The sequence below is a fragment of the Capnocytophaga sp. oral taxon 326 str. F0382 genome, from assembly GCF_000318295.1.
GTDB classification, from domain to species: Bacteria; Bacteroidota; Bacteroidia; order Flavobacteriales; family Flavobacteriaceae; genus Capnocytophaga; species Capnocytophaga periodontitidis.
Window position 1 is genome coordinate 1 of the sequence record NZ_KB291474.1, and the last position, 3,318, is coordinate 3,318.

The 3,318-nt window shown below is 30.3% G+C and carries 4 protein-coding genes and 1 pseudogene; all 5 read left to right on the plus strand.

Annotation, left to right across the window (positions count from 1 at the left end):
- Positions 1 to 310 precede the first annotated feature (310 nt).
- Positions 311 to 1,036: a DUF4280 domain-containing protein gene (locus HMPREF9073_RS15170; RefSeq protein ID WP_034556078.1), complete on the plus strand. Its 726-nt coding sequence runs from the start codon at positions 311 to 313 to the stop codon at positions 1,034 to 1,036.
- 5 nt (positions 1,037 to 1,041) lie between these two features.
- On the plus strand, positions 1,042 to 1,821 hold the full coding sequence (locus HMPREF9073_RS15175; RefSeq protein ID WP_009414515.1) for a hypothetical protein: 780 nt from the start codon (positions 1,042 to 1,044) through the stop codon (positions 1,819 to 1,821).
- Positions 1,822 to 1,830: 9 nt separating this feature from the next.
- Positions 1,831 to 2,376, plus strand: a complete 546-nt coding sequence (locus tag HMPREF9073_RS15180) for a hypothetical protein (protein WP_009414516.1) — start codon at positions 1,831 to 1,833, stop codon at positions 2,374 to 2,376.
- A gap of 7 nt (positions 2,377 to 2,383) precedes the next feature.
- Positions 2,384 to 2,977: a hypothetical protein gene (locus tag HMPREF9073_RS15185; RefSeq protein WP_051046619.1), complete on the plus strand. Its 594-nt coding sequence runs from the start codon at positions 2,384 to 2,386 to the stop codon at positions 2,975 to 2,977.
- Positions 2,978 to 2,984: 7 nt separating this feature from the next.
- Positions 2,985 to 3,318: pseudogene (locus tag HMPREF9073_RS15190) on the plus strand (hypothetical protein); the annotation flags it as partial.

Below are 3,318 nucleotides of genomic sequence, written 5' to 3' on the forward strand. Positions count from 1 at the left end.
CAAAATTCAGGAACTTTGTGCAAAGATACAATAATTCATTGGATTATTAGCTTTTTAAGGGTAGAAAAAAAGATTTAGCTTTAATAAAGGAGTGCAACCAGATGTTTATTTTCTTGATATAACTTAAATTAGAATGCTCCTGTTCGGGTTTATTTCCAAGTTGCTCAAAAAAGTTTAAACACATTATACTCTAATAAAAATCCCCACAAGTGCACACTTGTGGGGATAAATTTTTATAAAATTATTTACTATCCATTGTCAATTCAAAAATAATACTTACATTTGTAGCATCAATAAAAAACAATATATTCTGGCACAGAAACACTTAGTTTGCCAAGGGGCAACTTGCAATTGCAAGTTTGGTACTACACCCGATAAGCTCAAGGTGCTTACTCAAAACAAGCACTATATTAATGAAGAAGAGCCTAAAGAGAAACTTGTAGCTACCACTGCTGATATAGGTAGCACTTTTGAGAAAAATACTTTTGGGCTATGTAAATTACAACCCACAGGCAACAGTTTTAACCCCTGCCAAGCAGTAGTAACACAGTGGAGTGGAGCGCACGAAAAGGTAACCTACGAAATCAACAATGGGCATCCGCTTTTAGAAGACAGCAAAGGCACTTGCCCTATTGGCGGCACTGATTGCATTGACATTATCAATCACGGACAAGTAGCTGAGATAACTACACGAAATCTCCTTAATGCTGACCCTATTAAAATGGATATGATAAATCCCTTTATGGATTTTGGTAAGTTCGTAAATGATATACTCACAAAACCTGATATTACAGAAGCCTATTTTACAGACTTACAAGGTAATAAAATAGACTTAGGAGAAGATGAGCAAGAGGTCTATTTAGTGATTGAAGGAGAAAATCTATCAGGACTAACAATGGATTTCAGCCTCGATAATAAAGGCCTTGACTTCAAATATAAGGGCAACATCTTAGAAAATGACACACTAAAAGATTACGCCTTTACAAATGACACCAAAGAACAAATACCTCTAACAGTTATAAACACTAAAAAATAACACCTATGGCAACAATAACAATCACACTTAGAGAAACAGGACAATCCGTAACAGCTACTCTTAAAGTAGCTGCACCACCTCCAAAAATAAAAGATTTTATAGTAGATGAAGAAGGATATATTACAAAAGTTTCAGAAACTAATGGTCATAATATGTATAGACTACATACAAAGGCTAATTGGGATAAGGGGGTAAGGAATAAGTTTATTACACTTAATGAAGGGAAGGTGATAGAAGAATTGGCGGAGAGAAGGAATCCATACAAAAGTGATACTCAATATTGGGGAATAAAAGACGGGGTTTATATAACAATCTCTAATAAAGATGATGCTTATAAATTGTTTAAATTTGTATGTGATGCTTCTATTGAAGCAGAGTGGGCTTTATTAAATTATGAAAAAAGAACTACTAAAAAATCTTTGTATGTTTTAGCTACACTTAATTACTCAGAATCTCCAGGAGTTCTTCCTCCACCTGAAAATTATACTGACCTTGATTTAAAAATTCATTTTCATAGCCATCCAGGTACTGCTAAAGGGAAAGATGATGTAGCATCAGGGGCAGGTAGTAGTAGGGGAGATGTTCCTATGGCTATACACTATGTGAATTTATTCTATAAAAAAAGAATAAAAAGAATGCCTGCATTTGTAATATATCGTCCTCACGCAGAGAAGCCTCCTTATAAGTTTCAATATGATGCTTGGAAAAATTTTCTTTATGGCACTAAAATGAAGATCCAGACTTATCACGATTTATATAAGAATGTAATACCAATACAATATTAGAAAATAATTATGAAAAAATACATTTTATTAATTCTTTTATCTCTTACTGCTTGTGGTGAAAAAGGTAAGAAAGAAGTAATTGATGATAGGTATATAGTTTTTAATCTATATACTTCAAAAAAAGTGCCTTCTTATAGTATTACCTTAGATTTTAAAGATAAATCAGTTTTTATTCATAATATTGCAAATGAAGGAATGTTTGAATTTAACCCTCCGCCTCCACCACCAAGTTATAATATCAAGTGGACTTCTATTTATAGTATTTATCCCAAAGGGATGATAATAGACAATAAAATAACTCAAAAAACAGATAGCTTATTTGTAAAAATAAATAATATTTTACAAGAGAAATTTCCTTTTTCTTGTATTAATCATCCCCCTATGCCAGATGAGGATGCCTATATGTCTTTTACATATTTTAAAGATAATCAGCTTATTTATTCTTGTTTTAGACCTACACAATATGAATGGGATATATTTTATTTAGCACAAGATTTTATTATAAAAAATGATACAATAAATGCTGATAAATGGAAGTTATTCTATAATAAATGAAATAATTATGCAAAGATATATTTTTATAATACTTCTCTTACCTCTTGTTGCTTGTCAGGAGAAGAAGAAAAATGAACCCATTGATGATAGACAACTCATTTTCAATTTATATATAGGAAAAAAACTAGGGTCTCACTCTATAACATTAGATTTTAAGGACAAATCTGTATTTGTTCATAATATAATAAATGAAGCTAACTTTGACCGATTTGTGGAAGATGAAGTAGAAGTAGTAGAAGGGACTTTACCTAAAGAAGCTATTAAACAGAAGAATGATAGAATTGATTATAATACTATTTATGAGTTAGGATTTATAGCTGATAATAAAATGACCACTGATACAGACGTTTTATTTGAGAAAATAGATTCTATTCTGCAAGATGGAACACCATTTTCGTGCGAAAAAGCAATGCCTGCCCCAGATCAATATGTTTATATGTCATTTAACTATTTTAAAGGAAATAAGTGTATGTATTACTGCTTCAATCCCACAGGAAAAGAATGGGATATCTTTTACTTAGTAAGAGATTTCAATATGAAAAACGACACTATAAACAGAGATAAATGGGTATCATTCTTTAATATAGGAAAATCTAAATAATTAAATTATGCAAAAATATATTCTTATAATACTTTTGCTACTTGCTGCTTGTAGTGGTAAAAAAGAAATCATTGATGATAGATATATAGTTTTTAATGTTTATTCTTATAAATATGTATGTCCACATTCTATAATATTAAACTTTAAGGATAAAACTATATGCATACATAACATAACTAATGAAATATCAACTATTGAAGATATAGAAATAACTTCAAATGAAGATGAAAATAGAATAGAAGAAAAAAAACTTTATAAAAAACCTCCATTAGCAATAGTGAAAGATAATATGATAGTTGATAGCTTGGGTATTTTATTTAATAAAGTTGACTCTATTTTAC

What these genes read in the sequence shown, in the direction of transcription:
- HMPREF9073_RS15180 (WP_009414516.1), top strand. Translation starts at nt 1,831, where the DNA reads ATGAAAAAATACATTTTATTAATTCTTTTATCTCTTACTGCTTGTGGT.
- HMPREF9073_RS15175 (WP_009414515.1), top strand. Translation starts at nt 1,042, where the DNA reads ATGGCAACAATAACAATCACACTTAGAGAAACAGGACAATCCGTAACA.
- HMPREF9073_RS15185 (WP_051046619.1), top strand. Translation starts at nt 2,384, where the DNA reads ATGCAAAGATATATTTTTATAATACTTCTCTTACCTCTTGTTGCTTGT.